Raw genomic sequence first — 14,470 nt, 5'->3', positions numbered from 1 at the left:
TCAGAAGAAGCGCGGGTCGTCGAAGACGCCACTGGCCACCAGGTAGACGTAGAAGTCGGCGACCGCCACGCTGACCAGCGACGCCCAGGCGAGCTGCATGTGGCGGGCGTTGAGCGCGCTGACCCAGCCCCACATGCGATAGCGCACGGGGTGCTTGGAGAAGGTGCGGATCCGGCCGCCGACGATGTGCCGGCACGAGTGGCAGGAGAGGGTGTACGCCCAGATCAGAACGATGTTGGCGAGAAGGACGAGGGTGCCGAGGCCCATGTGGCCCCACTCGCCCCGCGCATTACGGAAGCCGAGCGCCGTGTCGTAGGTGAGGATGCCCGCGACGATCACCGCGAAGTAGAAGAAGTAGCGGTGGACGTTCTGCAGGATCAGCGGGAAGCGCGTCTCGCCGGAGTACGTGCGGTGCGGCTCGGCGACGGCGCAGGCCGGGGGCGAGGCCCAGAAGCCGCGGTAGTACGCCTTGCGGTAGTAGTAGCAGGTCAGCCGGAAGCCGAGCGGGAAGATCAGGATCAGCAGGGCCGGCGACAGGCTCCACCAGGAGCCGAAGACCTCCCAGTCCGCGCCGTCCTTCATCGGGACGCAGTTCTCCGCGATGCAGGGCGAGTAGAACGGGGAGACGTAGGGCGCCGCGTAGTAGTCGTCGCCCGCGAAGGCCCGCCAGGTCGAGTAGACGACGAAGGCGAACAGCCCGGCCGCGGTGGCGGCGGGCTGCAGCCACCAGCGGTCGGCGCGCAGGTGGCGGGCGGGGATCGTGGCGCGCGAGGGGTGATGGACCCCGCCTTGGGCGGGCACCCCGGCGGAGGTCGCGGATCGGGGGTCGGTACCAGTGGCCAAGAGGGACTCCGGGGAGGAGCGGAAGGGGGGTCGGTTGCTGCCGCGCTGCCCGGCCCCGTCAGGGGGCGTGCCGGTCCCGGGCGCCGAGCCCCTCCTCGTCCGCGTCCTTCCACAAGGACGCGTCGTACGGGGCGTCGGGGATCGGCACCGGCTCGGGGCGCGGCCGCTCCGCGGGGTGGACGTCGCGCAGAAGGGTGACGCTCTCGCGCAGGTGGGCGGCGTCCGTGCGCACCCGGCGCAGTTCGAGGTCCTGGCTGCCCAGGTGCTTCTCCAGCCGTGCGAGCGCCCGGCCGAGATCGTCCAGGCAGCGCTGGACCGCGGTCACTTCGTCTTGCAGGGACATGTCTGACCCTCACTTCCGCTGTCGGCGGTTGCGGGTGGCGACGGTGATGCGACTGAGAGTGTCGCGCGTCACACCCCTCCGGGGGAAGATAGCGATCGCGCCTTCGCCGGAACGGGTGCGGCGCGCGCCGGGGGGCTGCAGAAACGTTCGTTCATGGTGCGCCCACCAGTGGGCGGGGGCCGCGGAATCGTTCGTCCACGCGGGTGGCGTACACCCGGGCGGCGCCGTGTCGGCGCGCAGCCGGACCGACTGTCGCATTCAGTGGTGAGCAGTAGATGCGATCAGCGGCGCATTACGCCGAAAGAGCCCGGCGACCGAGTCCGGCGGAGGTGGCACCACCCATGGCCTTTAACCGATCTCTGCGGTCTCTACGGTCTCTGTGGTCTCCCCGGCCTCCCCGGTCTCTACGGACTCTCCCATCCCTCCGGTCCCGTACGCGCCGCCGTCGCTGTGCCGCCCTGCTCACCGCCGGGATCCTGCTCACCGGCTGCGGCCTCGACCAGGACGGCGACGGCGTCGTCACCCCGCAGGACGTCGCGGCCGCGCCGCGGGCCAAGGTCGCCGACGGCGGCACCCTCACCTGGGCGGTCGACACCCTGCCCAGCACCCTCAACACCTTCCAGACGGACGCCGACGCCACCACGCAGCGGGTCGCCGCCGCCGTCCTGCCCGCCCTGTTCACCACCGACGGGCGCGGCCGCCCCCAGCGCAACGCCGACTACCTGCGCTCGGCCGAAGTCGCCCAGCGCGAACCCCACCAGGTCGTCGTCTACAAGCTCAACCCGAAGGCCGTCTGGAGCGACGGCAAGGCCCTCACCGCCGCCGACTTCGAGGCCCAGTGGAAGGCCCTGCGCGGCAAGGACAGCGCCTACTGGACGGCCCGCAACGCCGGCTACGACCGCATCGACCGGGTCGAGCAGGGCGCCGACGCGCACGAGGTGAAGGTCACCTTCGCCCGTAGCTGCGCCGACTGGCCCGCCCTGTTCACCCCGCTCTACCCGAAGGCCGTCATGAGCAGCGCGGACGGCTTCAACGACGGCGCCCGCAACGAACTCAAGCTCTCCGCCGGGCCCTTCCGGGTCGCCGGGCGCGACAACAAGCAGGGCACCCTCACCCTCGCCCGCGACCCCAAGTGGTGGGGTGACCCGGCCAAGCTGGACCGGCTCGTGCTGCGGACGGTGCCACGCGCCGAGCGGGCCGCGGCGCTGGCGGCCGGCAAGCTCGACCTCGCCGACGTGACCGCCGCCGACGCCCGCCGCATCACGGACGCGAACAAGCCGAAGAAGCAGGACAAGGGGGACAAGCCTCCGGCCGCCGCGGCTCCGCGTTCGCCCGCCCTGCGCGGCGTCGTCGTCCGCAAGTCCCTGGAGCCCGGGTACACCCAGCTCGCCCTCAACGGCGCCGCCGGCCCGCTCGCCGACGAGCGCGTCCGCCGGGCCGTCGCCCGCGCCATCGACCGCCGGGCCGTCGCCAAATCCGTCCTCGGACCGCTGGGCCTGCCCACCGAGCCGCTCGGCAGCCACCTCTTCCTCGCCGGCCAGGACGGCTACGAGGACAACAGCGACGCCATCGGCGGCCCCGACCCCAAGGCCGCCAGGGCCCTGCTCGCGGAGGCCGGCTGGAAGCAGGGCCGCGCCGACGGCTCCAGGACGGCGGCGGGCGCGGACGGAGCCGACGACCGCTCCGGTACGCCCGGCAGGACCGTCGAACTGCGCCCCGGCCCCCGGGCCGGGCCCGACCCCGCCGACGGGGACGAGACGGAGGGCACCGCCGAGGACTTCGCGGACCTGCACGACCTTGAGGACGGCGCGGCCGGCGCGGATAGCGTGGACGGCGCGGACGAGGCCGGCCTGCCCGACGGTGACGGCAAGCGGACCGCCCGCGACGGCGGAGGCAAGGCGGCCGCCGCCCCGGTCCGCATGAAGAACGGCAAGAAGCTCACCCTCCGCTTCGTGGTGCCGGTGAGCGCCGGGACCGAGTCCCTGCGGTCCGTCGCCGACCACATCGCCCGGCGGCTCGACGCGGTCGGCATCGCCACCGAGATGACCAAGGTCGGGGACGTCGGTTTCTTCAAGGACCACATCGCCGCCGGCAGCTACGACCTGGCCCTCTACTCCTGGCCCGCCACCGCCTTCCCCGCGACCGACGCCCGCCCGCTCTTCGCCAAGCCCCAGCCCGCCGCGGACGGCTCCCTGGTCGTGGAGCAGAACTACACCCGGGTCGGCACCGACCGCATCGACCAGCTCTTCGACCAGGCCTCCACCGAACTCGACGCGGAAGCTTCCCGCGACCTCGCCGGCCGCGCGGACGCCCGCATCTGGGCCCTGGCGGGCTCGATCCCCCTCTACCAGCGCCCGCAGCTGGTGGGCGCCCGGAAAACCGTGGCGAACGCGGGCGCGTTCGGGCTGGGGTCGCCGCGCTACCAGGACATCGGGTTCCGGCGGGGTTAGCGGGGGGCGGGTAGGGGGCGGACGGGATGTGGGCGCCGTATAGGCGCCGTATACCCCCGTCCGTACGGGTACCACTGCGATTTCAGGAGCTGCGCCGCCGAGGGCGCGGGTCAGAACAGGCTGGCAGCGGGGGGAGGGGTGGGGGGCTCGGGTCCGGTGGGTTGGCTGTGCGGCCGGTGGGGTGTTGGCCGCCGTACTCCTGCCGTCACGGATGCACGCGCGTAAGGAGACCGGACGCTCCGGCCGTGGCTGAGGGGGAGCTGGCAGCTGCCGCGATGTGCCTGGGCCCGGTGGGGGCGCTTCGCTCAGCGCGCCACCATCGTGGCTGGGCAGGCGGCTGCGGATTGGTGGGGGCTGGCGGCCTTCCAGGCCCGGAAATCACCCGGCCCGCCGGCGTCGCACGGCGGATAAGTGACCCCAGTTACCGTCCCACCGGGGAATCTGCGCCTCGGAAGCCCCGCCCAGGGGCGGTCGGACGCCTCACGCGGCTGTCCCACCAGGGAGCCCGTGTCTCAGAAGTCCCCACTCAGGGACAGCCGGACGCCCGGCCACGATGGTGGCGCGCTGAGCGAAGCGCCCACGACGGGCTGCACCACATCGCGGCAGCAGCCAGCTCCCCCTCAGCCACAACCGGACAGACCGGTCTCCTCACGCACCCGCATCCGCGACGGCGCGAGTACGGCGACCGGCCGCCCACCGGCCGCACAGCCAACACGCCGAACCGAAACCCCCCACCCCTCCCCCCGCTGCCAGCCTGCCTTGACACCGGCCCCTACGAAGGGACAGTCGGCCACGGTCAAAGCAAGTGATCAGCCTTGCCGGCCTTGACCTCACGGATCAGCGCGCGCAAAGCGTCACGGGTGTCAGTGACGTAGTGATCCTCAGCCCCGCTGACAGCGATGTACGCGTTGCCGACGGAGTCGGTGCCTATTCGGAAACATGCATTTCCGTCACCGCAGAACGGGTCTTCCCAGAGGATGTGCGACATGGTCGCCTTCCTGGCAGTCGGCCGCGGTCAGAGCAGGTGGTCGGCCTTGCCCGCCTTGATGTCACGGATCAGGGCGCGCAGGGCGTCACGGGTGTCAGTGACGTAGTGGTCCTCGGCGCCGCTCACGGCGATGTAGGCGTTGCCCGTGGAGTCAGTGCCTATTCGAAAGCAGTTGCTACTGTCGCCGCAGAACGGATCTTCCCAGAGGATGTGCGACATGGTTGCCTTCCTTTAAAGATCGGATGCGATTCTGTGGATGAAGTCGCGCGATTGCGTCACGTCAAGAGCGGCCTGTTCCATCCAGTCCAGGTGGGCCCGGTAACGGGCGATCTGCGACTCCGCGGACAGGAAGATCGGCCCGCCCACCGCGTCGAGCAGAACGGTGTCGAGCTGAGGCACCGGCCCGTCGACGTACGTCATCGCGTTGCCTGCGCCCGGGAATACCCCAGTCTCCACGGGTACCACCCGGAGCACGACGTTCCTGCGCTCGGACATGAGCAGCAGGAATTCGAGCTGCTCCCGCATCACCTTGCTGCCGCCGAACCGCATACGCAGAGCCGCCTCATGGATGAAGCCCGTGTATTCCATCGGGTCGGGATCGTCTAGGACTTGTTGACGCTGCATCCGATGGGTCACACGGAGCTCAACTTCCAGCCGGGGAAGTGCTGGTAGCACCCCGTCGAAGATCGCGCGGGCGTATTCCTCCGTCTGGAGGATCCCTGGTAGATGCATCACCTGTGTGGTGTGCAGTCGAGCTGCGTGCCACTCCAACTCCGCGATGTCCAGTAGCCCTACGGGGAGGGTGCCTCGGAACTGTTCCCACCAGCCACGCTCGCGCTTCTGGGCCATGGAGGCAAGAGCCTCGATGTAGTCCCCGTCCGCGCATGCGTAGTGGCAGGCCAGGGTGCGGAGTCGGTCTGGCGTGATGACGCGTACCCCGGATTCGATGTTGGAGATCTTCCCGCGATCGAGCCCGAGCAGCCCGGCTGCGTAATCGGTCGAAATACCTGCAGCTGTACGCATCTTGCGCAGTTCGAAACCCAGCCGCTTCTGTCGCTCTGTCGGCGTAGTCCTCGGTGGCATAGCTCCTTCCTACAGCCTTGCTGCGCGGAACGTCCGAGTCAGTTCAAACGTCCACTCTTCCGGGTTAATGACCACCGAAAAAGTGGCGCGGGGCCACCATCGACTCTACGTTCATTGTCGCCGCCAGCGCACGGCGCAGCCGGAAGCGCATCGTACGGGCGCCGTACTACCTCCCGCCCTGAGACAGGCCACCGGCTCAACACCCCCACACCTCACCCCACTCCACCCCACCCCGGGAGCCGCCGCATGCCCGCCGCCGGAACCGACCGCACTCTCTGCCCCCTGATCACCCCCGTCCCGTCCAACCCCTCCACCCTCGCCACCACCCACCGCCCCGCCTACATCCCCCGCTCCCCCGACCCCACCACCCTCGCCTACAGCTTCACCGTCCCCGGTGACCCCCGCTCCGCCACCGTCGTCCGGGCCACCATCCGCAGCGTCCTGCGCACCCACGGGCTCACCGCCATCGAAGAGGCCGCCCTCTCCGTAGCCGGGGAGCTCGTCGCCTGCGGGACACGGTTCGCGCCCGGGCAGGACCTCTACCACTCGCTCCGCTGGTGCGACGGCGCGCTCCGGATCGTCAACTGGGACGCCCACCACGCCCACTCCGACACCCGCCAGGCCGCCCACTGCACCGCCTGCCGCAAACGCACCCTGCTCCTCCTCGCCGCCGTAATCCACGAATGCCGCGGGACCTGGGGCATCAGTGAGCCCGGGTCCACCAGCGAGGGGACCCGGGTGTGGGCGCGGATCCCGGTGCCCGGAGCCTGACGTCAGTACAGGCTCAGCAGCGCCTCCACCGCGTCCGGTGCCGGGAACTCCCCGTCCGGCAGGGCCAGCTCGAACCAGACCGTCTTGCCGTGGGGGATGCGGCGGCTGCCCCAGGCGGCGCTCAGCAGGCCGACGAGCTGCAGGCCCCGCCCGCCCTCGTCGGTGTCGCGGGCGCGCCGCCGCCGGGGCTGGACCAGGCCGCCGTCCCAGACCTCGCACACCAGGGTGCGGTCCAGGAGCAGCCGGAGCCGGATCTCGCCCTCGCCGTAGCGGAGCGCGTTGGTGACGAGCTCGCTCACCAGCAGCTCGGTCGTGTCGACCAGGCTTTCCAGGCCCCACAGGGGGAGCTGTTCCCGGGCGAGTTCGCGGGCGCGGGCGACCGAGCGCGGTTCGGCGGGCAGCGTCCAGTCGCCCACGTGCTCGGCAGGCAGCCCGCGCAGGCGGGCCATGAGGAGGGCGATGTCGTCCTCGCCGTGGTGGGTGTCGAGCGCGCCGAGGACGTGCTCGCAGACCTCCTCAAGGGGGCGGGCGGGGCCGGTGAGGGCCTCCTGGAAGGCCTCCAGGCCCTCGTCCAGGGCGTGCTCGCGGGATTCGACGAGGCCGTCGGTGTAGAGGGCCAGCAGCGCGCCGTCCGGCAGGTCGACGACGGTTTCCTCGAAGAGCTCGCCGCCGACGCCGAGCGGCATGCCGGGCGGGACGTCGAGCAGCTCGGCGGGGCGTCCGGCCTTGACCAGGACGGGCGGCAGGTGGCCGGCGTTGGCGATGGTGCAGCGCCGGGTGACGGGGTCGTAGACGGCGTAGACGCAGGTGGCGAGGTAGACCTCGGAGAGGTCGGCGGCGCGCACCCCGCCCCGTACGCCCCGGGTGGAGGACTGCTTGCCGCCGGGGCGGCCGAGCCCGTGGGCGATCTCGTCGAGGGCGGAGAGCACCTCGGCGGGTTCGAGGTCGAGCATGGCCAGGGTGCGGACGGCCGTGCGCAGCTCGCCCATGGCGACGGCCGCGCGCAGGCCGCGGCCCATGACGTCGCCGACGACGAGGGCCGTGCGGTGGCCGGGCAGTTCGATGACGTCGAACCAGTCGCCGCCGACCTCGGTGGCCGCGTTGGCGGGCAGGTAGCGGCAGGCGATCTCCAGGCCGGCGGCCTCGGGGTCGCCGGGGGGCAGGAGGCTGCGCTGGAGGATGACGGCGCGCTCGTGTTCGCGCCGGTAGAGGCGGGCGTTGTCGATGCAGACGGCGGCGCGGGCGGCCAGCTCGACGGCGAGGGCGGTGTCGCGTTCGCCGAAGGGCTCGCTGCCCTTCGTGCGGGAGAACTGCGCGAGCCCCACCACGGTGTCGCGGGCGACCATCGGCACGGCGAGCGTGGACTGGATGACGGCGCCGAGCTCGGGGCCGTCCTCGCCCTCCCGGCGCGGGATGAACTGCACCTGCGCGGTGCGCAGCGCGGCGGCGCACGGCGAGTGGAAGGCGTAGCGGTGCACCTCGCCGACCTGGACGGGCTTCTCGCCGCCGGCCAGGGGCGCGCCGGTGACCGCGCTGGCGTAGGCGACGCGGCGCAGCTCGGCGCTGCCGTCGGCGAGCCCGGGCGGGGCTTCGTCGCCGGCGAGCAGGCCCTGGTAGAGGTCGACGGAGGCGAGGTCGCAGAACTGGGGGACGGCGACGTCCAGCAGTTCGCGGGCGGTGGTCTCCAGGTCGAGGGAGTTGCCGATGCGGGCCCCGGCCTCGTTGAGCAGGGCCAGGTTGCGGCGGACGCCGGCGGCTTCGCGCTCGGCGTGGCGGCGGCGGGTGACGTCGGTGGCGAGCGCGGCGACGCCGATGGGCCGCCCGCTGCCGCTGTGCAGCCGGTAGAGCGAGACCGACCAGCGGCGGCGCTCGCTGTGCCCGGGCACGGGCCCGACGAGCTGGATGTCCGACACCGGCTTTCCGGTGTCGAGGACTTGGCGCAGGGCGGCGGTGAGCCGCTCGGCCTCGCCGCGGGGCAGGAAGTCGTGCGGGGTGCGGCCGCGGTGCCAGTCGGCGGGCCGGCCGAAGGCCTGTGCGAAGCTCTCGTTGACGCGCAGCAGCGTGAGGTCGGTGCCGAAGAAGAAGAATCCCAGCGGAGATTGGCCGAAAACGGCTTCGGAGGCCGCGATGTCGGTCTCTATTCCGCGCAGGGCCCGGACGTCGACGGCGACGCAGAGCGCGGCGCGCTCCCCGCGCTCGTTCTGCGTGGGCATCACGTAGATCTCGGCGAGCCCGGACTGCTCGGCGGCGGTCCTGCCGGTGGCGGACGCCCCGTCACCGGCCCCCGGTCCGCCGCCCGCTCCGGGATGGCGGCCGCCGCGCTGATACGGGATCAGGCCCGTCCACTCGCGCCCGTCGAGGCCGCCCTCGCCGAGGAAGGGGGCGGACGGGTGCGGGCGGCCGTGCCCGTCGGCCGGGGTCAGCACCTCCAGCGGGTCCTTGCCGACGGCGTGCCGTGCCGCTATTCCGAAGAGCTCGGCGGCGCGCTCGCTCCACTGCTCGATCCGCCCGTCGGGCCCGAGGGAGAAGGAGGCGACGCGGATGTAGTCGTAGAGGGATCCGGGCGGGTTGTTCTGCCACATCTCCGTGGCGCGCGATCCCTGCGCCGTACCACCCGCCGCACCCGCTGGCTTTTCGCTCACGTGCCCGTCCCCTCCGGCTCATGTGCTCGCACCGGCATCAGAAGGCCGAGTATCCAGCACAGGGGGCCTTCGGAACACGGACTTCACGATCACAGCACGGTCTCAACCCGCTACGAGTCCTTTCCCCGGTCAGTGGCCGGGCAGGCTCAGTTCGAACCACACGGTCTTGCCCGTGTTCCCCCGTCGCGTTCCCCAGCGGCGGGAGGCGCATGCCACGAGCTGCAGCCCGCGTCCGCCCTCGTCGTCGGGGTCGGCCACGCGCTCGCGGGGCGGGTCGGGGAGGGGGTCGGAGACCTCCACCAGAAGGGTGGGGCCCGCGTGGGAGTACATCCTTACTCCGATCGGTCCGCTCGCGTACCGCAGGGAGTTGGTGACGAGCTCGCTGACGAGCAGCACCGTCACGTCGGTGACGCCTTCCATGCCCCAGTCCTGCAGGGTGTCGCGGACGAGCGTGCGTGCCTTCCGGACGGCGCCGGGCTCGGCAGGGAAGCTCCATTCGGCGAAGCCGGGTGTCGACGCCAAGGTCCCCGCGCTGTCGTTCACGCCGACCACTTCCCAGACCGCTGCGGTCCCGCCGGGTTTACCCGGTTCGGGGTGAATAATCAGCACATACCCGGTATGAGGGGCCGACTATCTTCTTCTGCGGTCCGAGGTCGCCGCACGTGCGGCAGATGGCGTAGCGGGCTGCGCGGGGGCTCATCCGAGCACGCGGGGGGCGGGCGGTGAAAGCCCCGCTCACGGCACCGTGCGCCGCAGCAGCCCCGCGGCGAGCGCCACGGCGGGGCGGTCCTGGTCGAGCCAGTCGACCTCGTCCAGCTCGTCGGGGGTGAGCCAGCGCAGCTCGTCGTGGTCCTGGAGGGGGCGGGCCTCGCCCGCGAGCAGCCTGGCCGTCCAGACGTGCAGCACGTACGGCGGGCGCAGCGGCCACTCTCCCGCGACGCGCTCCAGCGGCTCGGCCTCCACGCCGAGCTCCTCGCGCAGCTCCCGGACGAGCGCCTGCTCGGCGCTCTCGCCGGGCTCCAGCTTGCCGCCGGGCAGCTCCCAGCGGCCGGCGAGCTCGGGCGGAGCGCTCCGCCTCGCGGCGAGCAGGCGCCCTCCGTCGAACAGGGCTGCGCCCACCACTACGCGTACGGTCGTCATGGGCCCCCAGCGTAGGGCCCTCCCGGCGGGCTACGGCCTACGGGTCCGGGTGCGATCGGATCCCCCCGGACCCTCGCCGCCGTGGTCGAGCACCGTCGCGGCGGGGCTGATTTTTCAGGCGGAGCTGACTTTCAGGACGCCGCCCGGCCCACGCGTTCGACTATGTAAACCTGCCGGCGGCCGCCGGCGTCGAGCCGGCCGACCACCTTCTCCGCCTCGGCCCGGGTGGCGTACTGCCCCACGCGGTAGTAGTTGCCGTTCTCCTCCTGGCGGATTACCTGCCACGGCAGGACCGGTCCGCTGTCCGTCATCGCCCCTGCCCTTCCGCCGCGGTGAGCGCCCGCGCACGCCCCTTGTCCATTCCCGGAGAAACCGCAGTACGCATATGCCCGAGCGTACGCCCGACCTTTACGCAGCGGATACGGTTTTTTACGAAGAGGCACGCATTCGGCCACCGGCGGCCGGGGCACGGATGCGAGAAGGGGCGGCCGACGACCCTCGCGGGCCCTCGGCCGCCCCTGCGCGGCACTGGAGATCTTCCGGACTACGACTTCGCCATGGAGGGCTCGGAGCACCCCTCCGGGTCGTCGGAGGCCCCGGAGGCCTCGGCGGCCTCGGCGGCCTCGGCGGCGGCCATCTCCTTCTCGGTCTCGACGAGGGTCGGGTTGCGCCAGGCGCTGCGGACGCCCCAGAAGTAGAACGCGAGCGCGATCAGGGCGACCACCACGATGTCCCAGCCCTGAGCCAGGTAGCCCTTGCCGCCGAACTCGGTGCCGCCGGCCCACGAGACGAAGGCCATGACGAGCAGGTAGGCGACCATCCAGGCGCCGGCCTTCAGGTGCGGCTTGAGCTCGGCCCACGGCTTGCGCAGCTCGTACCAGGCCCAGATCGGCAGGCCGATGGCCATGATGAAGATGACCTTGCCGGTCAGCGGCCAGCGGGCCCAGTACATGACCAGGGAGCCGAAGATCATCGCGATGGGCGCGATGACCGGCATGGCCTTGAGCTTGACCGGGCGCTTCATGCCGGGCGCGATGCGGCGCAGCGACATCACGGCGACGGGGCCGGTGATGTACGAGATGACGGTGGCGACACCGACGATCTCGGCGATCGAGCCCCAGCCGCGGAAGACGGCGAGGAAGACGAAGGAGATCGCCAGGTTGAGCAGCAGGGCCGGCTTGGGCACACCGGTCTTGGGGTCGACCTTGCCGAAGATCTTCGGCAGGTGGCCGTTCTCCTGGACGCCGTTGATCATGCGGGAGGTGGTGGCCGCGTAGATCATGCCGGTGCCGGAGGGCGAGACGAAGGCGTCCGCGTAGAGCAGCAGCGCGAGCCAGTTCAGGCCCCAGGCCACGGACAGGTCCGCGAGCGGGGACTTGTAGGCCAGGGAGTTCCAGCCGCCGGAGAGGTCCGCCGCGGGGACGGCCATCAGGAAGGCGACCTGCAGGGCCAGGTAGATCACCAGGGCGATCAGGATGGAGCCGATGACGGCCTTCGGCAGCGACTTGCCGGGGTTACGGGCCTCGGCGGCCATGTTGAGCGGCGACTGGAAGCCGTTGAAGGCCCAGACGATGCCCGCGACGGCGACGGCGCTGAAAACGGCGCTCCAGCCGTTCGGGGCGAAGCCGCCGTGGTCCGTGACGTTGCTGGTGTCGAAGTGCGCGAAGACCAGCGCGCCGGCGGTGAGCGCGGGCACGACGACCTTGAACACGGTGATCGCGTTGTTCGTCTTGGCGAACAGGGTGATCGCGAACCAGTTCAGGAAGAAGTAGAAGACCAGCAGCACGCTCGCGAGCGCGATGCCGGTGCCCGTGAGCTCCTTGCCGTCGTAGAGGTTCTTGGCCCAGCCGAAGTCCCACGAGCTCATGTACTGGATCGAGGCGGTCGCCTCACCCGGGATCACCGAGACGATGGCGATCCAGTTCGCCCACGCGGCCATGTACCCGGCCAGCGAGCCGTGCGAGTACTGGCCGTAGCGCACCATGCCGCCGGCCTTGGGGAACATCGAGCCGAGCTCGGTGTAGGTGAGGGCGATGGTCAGCGCCACGACGGCGCCGATGACCCAGGCGAAGATGGCAGCCGGGCCGGCCAGTACGGCGGCACGCTCGGCGCCGAAAAGCCAGCCGGAGCCGATGATCGACCCGAGACCGACGGCCGTCAGGGCCGTCGTGCCCAGGGTCCGGCGGTAATTCGAGTGGGAACCCTGTTCGGTACTCAAGCTCCGGATCTCCTTTTCTCTCTACTCCCCTACGCAGGACACAAACCGCGCCATCGTACGAGCGTTTTGGAGGACCGGATTCCGCGAAAAGCCCCTGACCTGGGCGTATGTGAGTTTTGCAACAGAAAAAATGACCCGATTACATCGGGTCGAACCCGGACAAACCGTCCACTACTTACCCGGGGGTAAGGAGCGGTGGACGGGGCCCGGACCCGCCGAAGACGGCGCCGGTACAGGGAGTTCACCCCGGCGCCGTCTTCACGTCACGGCTACTTCACCGGAAGGTGGTACGCGACGCGGTAGCGGTCGGCGAGGGCGACGATCTCGGCCGTCTCCACCGGGCAGCCCCCCGCGAAGTACGTGCGCGTGACGACCACGACGCAGTGGCCGGGGACGCCGCCGAGCGCCAGGACCTCCTCCGCGAGCCCGGGCCGGGCGCCGACCTCCTCCGCGACGTTGTCCACGACGAGGTCGATGGCGGCCATCCGCTCGACGACGCCGCGGCCCGCCAGCGGCCCCTCCTCCGGGAGCATCACCGGCGTCCGCCCGGTGACGGACAGGGGCTCCCAGGAGGTGGAGAGCATGACGGGCTCGCCCTGCGCCCGGAAGACGTAGTCGGTGCGCATGGTGCGGTCGCCCGTGGCGATGCGCAGGCGGCGGGCGACGGCGGCATCGGCCGGGACCTGCTCGCTGCGCGACTCCCAGGTGCCCTTGACCCGGCTGTCCGCCTGCTCCTGGCGGAAGGGCGTCGACTCGCCGGCCGGGCGGTACCCCGTGCGGACGAGGGTGCGCGGAACGGGCTGCTCGCGCACATAGGTGCCGGAACCGGACCGGCCCTCCACCAGACCCTCCGCCATCAGGACCTTGCGGGCCTCCAGGGCCACGGTGTCCGAGACGCCGTACTGCTCGCGGATGCGCGCCTGGGACGGCAGCCGGGTATGCGGCGGCAACTCACCGGCGACGATCTTCTGACGCAGATCGCCGGCCACTCGAAGGTACGCGGGCTGGTCACCGAAGGCCACGGCCACTCCCAATAGGTTGACAGTCCGCAACAGCTTGGCAACCCTCGGTTGCTGCCCGCAACTCAAGGCCATTGATTCACTAGATGTAGTGAATTGCAGCTCAGGGACGCTTAGTTGGCGGCAACACCCACGCATGCAGCGAGGACCACCCCCGGCACATCCGCAAATATGCACCGCCCGATGCATACCCAGCCCACACGCCGCAAACACGCTCCGTTACGGAAGAGGGTGACGCCGGGTCGGCCGCCCTGGCCGGCTATCAGGCGGTCGGCCTGCTGCGTGCGGCGAATCACCGGAATTCCTCCGGCCGGGATGATTGCCTCTTCAGCCTGAGACGCGGGCCGCTACCGTGAAGCCATGACCGCACTGCCCGACTGGATGATCCCGCCCCGTCCCGAGGGGTGGCTCGCGGAGGACCTGGACCGCCTCCAGGAAGCCCCTCGTCACACAGAACTGATCGACGGAGCGCTGATTTTCATGATGTCCCCGCAGCGATGGTGGCACGGCGAGCTCGTCCACTCGCTCACCTCAGCGCTCAAGGAACTGGCCCCCGCCGGCTTCAGGGTCGGGCGAGAGATGACCATCCGGCTCGACGAGCGCAATCGCCCGGAACCCGACATCCTCGTGACCACAGCCCCCTTCGACCGCAACCTCACCTGGTTTACGCCCGATGACGTCCGGCTCGTGGTCGAGGTGGTCTCACCCGAGTCCGCCCACCGCGACCGCACCGTCAAGCTGCACAAGTACGCCGAGGCCGGCATCCCCCACTACTGGTGCGTCGAGGACGAGGACGGCGCCGCCGTCGTCCACGTCTACGAACTGGACGAGCCGACCGCGACCTACGTCCCGGTCGACATCTGCCGCGGAAAGCTCAGCCGGCCGGTTCCGTTCGAGATCGAGATCGACTTGGACGGCCTGACGCCGGGCGGCAGGGGCTGAGGAACGCGAAAGGGCCGCACTCGGCGAGTGC

General features: G+C 71.1%; 14 protein-coding genes. 3 read left to right on the top strand and 11 right to left on the bottom strand.

The window, feature by feature from the left end:
- Both FGW37_RS20975 and FGW37_RS20970 read right to left on the bottom strand, forming a co-directional pair.
- Positions 1-843: a hypothetical protein gene (locus FGW37_RS20975; protein ID WP_179082461.1), complete on the bottom strand. Its 843-nt coding sequence runs from the start codon at positions 841-843 to the stop codon at positions 1-3.
- Between the two features lie 58 nt (positions 844-901).
- On the bottom strand, positions 902-1,186 hold the full coding sequence (locus FGW37_RS20970; protein WP_179082460.1) for a hypothetical protein: 285 nt from the start codon (positions 1,184-1,186) through the stop codon (positions 902-904).
- A gap of 341 nt (positions 1,187-1,527) precedes the next feature.
- Between FGW37_RS20970 and FGW37_RS20965 the strand changes: the two genes are divergently transcribed.
- Entirely contained in the window at positions 1,528-3,636 is a 2,109-nt protein-coding gene (locus FGW37_RS20965) for an ABC transporter substrate-binding protein (protein ID WP_179082459.1), read from the top strand.
- A gap of 796 nt (positions 3,637-4,432) precedes the next feature.
- On the opposite strand, the gene FGW37_RS20960 is transcribed toward FGW37_RS20965, so the two are convergent.
- From FGW37_RS20960 to FGW37_RS20950, 3 genes are read right to left on the bottom strand one after another with little or no spacing between them, the layout of a single operon-like run.
- The gene (locus FGW37_RS20960; protein WP_179082458.1) at positions 4,433-4,624 is read right to left on the bottom strand and encodes a hypothetical protein; all 192 of its coding nucleotides are present in this window, start codon (positions 4,622-4,624) and stop codon (positions 4,433-4,435) included.
- 27 nt (positions 4,625-4,651) lie between these two features.
- The gene (locus tag FGW37_RS20955; RefSeq protein WP_179082457.1) at positions 4,652-4,843 is read right to left on the bottom strand and encodes a hypothetical protein; all 192 of its coding nucleotides are present in this window, start codon (positions 4,841-4,843) and stop codon (positions 4,652-4,654) included.
- 12 nt (positions 4,844-4,855) lie between these two features.
- Positions 4,856-5,707 carry a helix-turn-helix domain-containing protein gene (locus FGW37_RS20950; protein WP_179082456.1) on the bottom strand — a complete coding sequence of 284 codons (852 nt, stop codon included), beginning with the start codon at positions 5,705-5,707 and terminating at the stop codon, positions 4,856-4,858.
- A gap of 246 nt (positions 5,708-5,953) precedes the next feature.
- On the opposite strand from FGW37_RS20950, the gene FGW37_RS20945 reads away from it, so the two are divergent.
- A complete protein-coding gene (locus tag FGW37_RS20945) occupies positions 5,954-6,478 on the top strand; it encodes an ATP-binding protein (RefSeq protein ID WP_179082455.1) in 525 nt (174 codons plus the stop codon).
- A 2-nt stretch (positions 6,479-6,480) separates the two neighbouring features.
- Here the strand turns inward: FGW37_RS20945 and FGW37_RS20940 are convergent, their stop codons facing one another.
- The 6 genes from FGW37_RS20940 to FGW37_RS20915 form a co-directional block, all read right to left on the bottom strand.
- The gene (locus tag FGW37_RS20940) at positions 6,481-9,060 is read right to left on the bottom strand and encodes a SpoIIE family protein phosphatase (RefSeq protein WP_179084824.1); all 2,580 of its coding nucleotides are present in this window, start codon (positions 9,058-9,060) and stop codon (positions 6,481-6,483) included.
- A 189-nt stretch (positions 9,061-9,249) separates the two neighbouring features.
- On the bottom strand, positions 9,250-9,672 hold the full coding sequence (locus FGW37_RS20935; protein WP_058046054.1) for an ATP-binding protein: 423 nt from the start codon (positions 9,670-9,672) through the stop codon (positions 9,250-9,252).
- Between the two features lie 183 nt (positions 9,673-9,855).
- Positions 9,856-10,260 carry a (deoxy)nucleoside triphosphate pyrophosphohydrolase gene (locus tag FGW37_RS20930; RefSeq protein WP_179082454.1) on the bottom strand — a complete coding sequence of 135 codons (405 nt, stop codon included), beginning with the start codon at positions 10,258-10,260 and terminating at the stop codon, positions 9,856-9,858.
- A 131-nt stretch (positions 10,261-10,391) separates the two neighbouring features.
- On the bottom strand, positions 10,392-10,571 hold the full coding sequence (locus tag FGW37_RS20925; RefSeq protein ID WP_179082453.1) for an SPOR domain-containing protein: 180 nt from the start codon (positions 10,569-10,571) through the stop codon (positions 10,392-10,394).
- Between the two features lie 233 nt (positions 10,572-10,804).
- Positions 10,805-12,478, bottom strand: coding sequence for an APC family permease (locus FGW37_RS20920; RefSeq protein WP_179082452.1), 1,674 nt, complete (start codon positions 12,476-12,478; stop codon positions 10,805-10,807).
- Between the two features lie 269 nt (positions 12,479-12,747).
- Positions 12,748-13,500 carry a GntR family transcriptional regulator gene (locus FGW37_RS20915; RefSeq protein ID WP_168093508.1) on the bottom strand — a complete coding sequence of 251 codons (753 nt, stop codon included), beginning with the start codon at positions 13,498-13,500 and terminating at the stop codon, positions 12,748-12,750.
- Between the two features lie 357 nt (positions 13,501-13,857).
- On the opposite strand from FGW37_RS20915, the gene FGW37_RS20910 reads away from it, so the two are divergent.
- Complete coding sequence (locus FGW37_RS20910) at positions 13,858-14,439, top strand: Uma2 family endonuclease (RefSeq protein WP_179082451.1); 582 nt, start codon at positions 13,858-13,860, stop codon at positions 14,437-14,439.
- The last annotated feature ends 31 nt before the right edge of the window (positions 14,440-14,470 follow it).

The sequence above is a fragment of the Streptomyces rectiverticillatus genome, from assembly GCF_013394065.1.
Classification (GTDB): Bacteria; Actinomycetota; Actinomycetes; order Streptomycetales; family Streptomycetaceae; genus Streptomyces; species Streptomyces rectiverticillatus.
Note: the sequence above shows the minus strand (reverse complement) of the source record. Positions and strands in the feature narration are given on the sequence as shown.

Coding starts and splice junctions, on each gene's coding strand:
- FGW37_RS20970 (WP_179082460.1), bottom strand. CDS start 1,186: ATGTCCCTGCAAGACGAAGTGACCGCGGTCCAGCGCTGCCTGGACGAT.
- FGW37_RS20965 (WP_179082459.1), top strand. CDS start 1,528: ATGGCCTTTAACCGATCTCTGCGGTCTCTACGGTCTCTGTGGTCTCCC.
- FGW37_RS20960 (WP_179082458.1), bottom strand. CDS start 4,624: ATGTCGCACATCCTCTGGGAAGACCCGTTCTGCGGTGACGGAAATGCA.
- FGW37_RS20955 (WP_179082457.1), bottom strand. CDS start 4,843: ATGTCGCACATCCTCTGGGAAGATCCGTTCTGCGGCGACAGTAGCAAC.
- FGW37_RS20950 (WP_179082456.1), bottom strand. CDS start 5,707: ATGCCACCGAGGACTACGCCGACAGAGCGACAGAAGCGGCTGGGTTTC.
- FGW37_RS20945 (WP_179082455.1), top strand. CDS start 5,954: ATGCCCGCCGCCGGAACCGACCGCACTCTCTGCCCCCTGATCACCCCC.
- FGW37_RS20940 (WP_179084824.1), bottom strand. CDS start 9,060: ATGTGGCAGAACAACCCGCCCGGATCCCTCTACGACTACATCCGCGTC.
- FGW37_RS20930 (WP_179082454.1), bottom strand. CDS start 10,260: ATGACGACCGTACGCGTAGTGGTGGGCGCAGCCCTGTTCGACGGAGGG.
- FGW37_RS20925 (WP_179082453.1), bottom strand. CDS start 10,571: ATGACGGACAGCGGACCGGTCCTGCCGTGGCAGGTAATCCGCCAGGAG.
- FGW37_RS20910 (WP_179082451.1), top strand. CDS start 13,858: ATGACCGCACTGCCCGACTGGATGATCCCGCCCCGTCCCGAGGGGTGG.